The 2,518-nt window shown below is 68.7% G+C and carries 2 protein-coding genes and 1 pseudogene; 2 read left to right on the top strand and 1 reads right to left on the bottom strand.

What is annotated here, in order from left to right; genetic code table 11:
• The first annotated feature begins 98 nt into the window (after nt 1-98).
• The gene (locus KBX53_RS29370; RefSeq protein ID WP_210862867.1) at nt 99-1,412 is read left to right on the top strand and encodes an aspartate aminotransferase family protein; all 1,314 of its coding nucleotides are present in this window, start codon (nt 99-101) and stop codon (nt 1,410-1,412) included.
• Between the two features lie 160 nt (nt 1,413-1,572).
• Here the strand turns inward: KBX53_RS29370 and KBX53_RS29365 are convergent, their stop codons facing one another.
• Complete coding sequence (locus tag KBX53_RS29365) at nt 1,573-2,283, bottom strand: DUF4386 domain-containing protein (protein ID WP_051708334.1); 711 nt, start codon at nt 2,281-2,283, stop codon at nt 1,573-1,575.
• Between the two features lie 111 nt (nt 2,284-2,394).
• On the opposite strand from KBX53_RS29365, the pseudogene KBX53_RS36640 reads away from it, so the two are divergent.
• Nucleotides 2,395-2,518, top strand: a pseudogene (locus KBX53_RS36640) (TetR/AcrR family transcriptional regulator); the annotation flags it as partial.

Here is a 2,518-nt window from a genome sequence, read left to right as displayed (position 1 = left end):
GATTCAGCGTCATGACCCCCGACTGTACGGCTCCGCTTAACAGCGACAGCGAAAATGTGCGATGGACGTACCTATCCGGGACTGCCTAGCGTCGGTCCATGGCTGATTCGTTCTGGTCCGACGCCGATCGTCACCTGGTCCGCTACAGCGGCGCTGGCAGCTTCGTACGTGAGATCATCGACCGCGCCGAGGGCAGTTTCGTCTTCACCGCCGACGGCCGCCGCCTGCTCGACTTCACCTCGGGGCAGATGAGCGCGATCCTCGGCCACTCCCACCCGGCGGTCGTAGCCACGATCCAACGGCAGGCAGCCACCCTCGACCACCTGTTCAGTGGCATGCTGAGCCGGCCCGTGGTCGAACTGGCCCGCCGCCTCGCCGGCTCGCTGCCCGCGCCGCTGGAGAAGGTCCTCCTGCTCACCACCGGCGCGGAGTCCAACGAGGCGGCGATCCGCATGGCGAAGCTGGTCACCGGCCGGCACGAGATCATCTCGTTCGCCCGGTCGTGGCACGGGATGACCCAGGCTGCGGCGAGCGCCACCTACAGCTCGGGGCGCAAGGGGTACGGGCCCGCGGCGCCCGGCAACTTCGCGATCCCCACGCCGAACGCGTACCGGCCCGACTTCACCCTGCCCAGCGGCGAGCTGGACTGGCGGCATCAGTTGGAGTTCGCGTTCGAGCTGTTCGACGCCCAGTCGGTGGGCAGCCTGGCGGCGTGCATCGTCGAACCGATCCTCAGCTCCGGCGGGGTGATCGACCTGCCGCCGGGATACCTCGCGGCGCTGCGCGACAAGGTGCACGAGCGGGGCGGGCTGCTGATCCTCGACGAAGCGCAGACCGGCCTGTGCCGCACCGGAGAGTGGTACGCGTTCCAGCGTGACGGCGTCGTGCCGGACATCCTGACCCTGTCCAAGACGCTCGGCGCCGGCCTGCCGCTGGCCGCCGTGGTGACCAGCCCGGAGATCGAGCACACGGCGCACGAGCGCGGTTTCCTCTTCTTCACCACGCACGTCTCCGACCCGCTGGTGGCCGCGGTCGGCAACACGGTCCTGGACGTGCTGGAAGCCGACCGGCTCGACGAACAGGCTGCGCACCTGGGCTCGTACCTGCGCAAGGGCCTTGAGGAGATCAGCCAGCGCCACCCGGTGGTCGGCGACGTGCGCGGCCGCGGTCTGCTGGTCGGACTCGAACTGGTCAGCGACCGGGAGTCGAAACGACCGGCCGACGCGCTGGGCGCCGCAGTGACAGGACGTTGCCTGGAGCTGGGCCTGCACATGAACGTGGTGCAGCTGCCGGCCATGGGCGGCGTCTTCCGCATCGCGCCGGCGCTCACCTCCAGCCACGCGGAGCTGGACCTGGGCCTGGAAATCCTCGACCACGCGCTCGCCGACGTGGCGCCGCGGTTCACACCCTGACACTCCAGCCGGGGCTCGTGACGACGACAACGCGTCGCGCGTGCTGTTTCCGGTCAGGAATAGGCGCTGAGCTGCACAGATACGACCGAGCGATGATCGCCTCTTGTCACTGGTTGCCAACCGCAGGCATGGGGTTGGTGGTCGGTGGGGGGAGGCGCGGCTAGACGGTCATCGGCGCGGCCTCCGGTTGCCCGTCGGAGCGTGCCTGGTCGTATGCGTGGCGGCGGACGCCGCGCGTCAGTAGGTAGCCGATCATCCAGAACTCACCGATCGTCGCGGGAGCGACCAGAACGTCGGCGATGGCCTGTGCGTCAGGGGCGAGGTATCCGATGAATGCGCTCAGCAGGTATCCGATGCCGCCACCGACGAGGATCCAGCCGAGCGGGCGGGGCATCCAGTTCGAGCGGAGCACGCAGCGTCCCATGGGGATGAGCCAGAGGCCGAAGAACAACGCTCCGACGCCCCACAGGTTGCCGCTGGTCAGGTAAAGAAGTTGGACGGTGGCCGCCGCGTCGCCGACCGGATCGAGCGCGAGGTCGACAGCCGTGGCGAGCAGTGCCGCGCTGACGAGGACCACGACCGCGTTGATGAGACCGAAGGCGGCGATGGCGCTGGCGGCAAGCCGGTCCGCGGTGCGGAACAGTCGATAGAACCATGCGGCGGCGAGGGCCTGGCTGATGACGATGAGCAGCTCGAAGGCGACTCCGACACGCGCCAGTGATTCGTGCTGGACCAGGTTGGCGAGCGTCGCGTTGGGGTCCTCGGCGCTGAAGAGTCGCGGCCGGATGAGCAGAAAGCCCAGTGCGCCAGCGAAGGCGAGGGCGAGGTAGAGAAGCCCGGTCACGCGGGCCGTACGGATAAGCGCGGGCATGGTGGCTCCTTCGGGGCCGTACCGCCGTGGTGGTGGTCGCGCTCCGACCATCAACCTTACGGCGTAAGGTAACCATACGATGTAAGGTGCTGGCAAGAGGTGGTGGGGCAGGTGGCAGCGAAGGCAGTTCGGCAACCGCTCAGCCGCGAGCGCGTCCTGGCGGCGGCGGTTGCCCTTGCGGACGCTGAGGGGGTCAAGGCGCTGACGATGCGTCGGCTCGCTGCCGATCTCGGTG

Origin of the sequence: Micromonospora sp. M51 (genome assembly GCF_018070305.1) — a bacterium.
Taxonomy (GTDB): Bacteria; Actinomycetota; Actinomycetes; order Mycobacteriales; family Micromonosporaceae; genus Micromonospora; species Micromonospora parva.
Note: the sequence above shows the minus strand (reverse complement) of the source record. Positions and strands in the feature narration are given on the sequence as shown.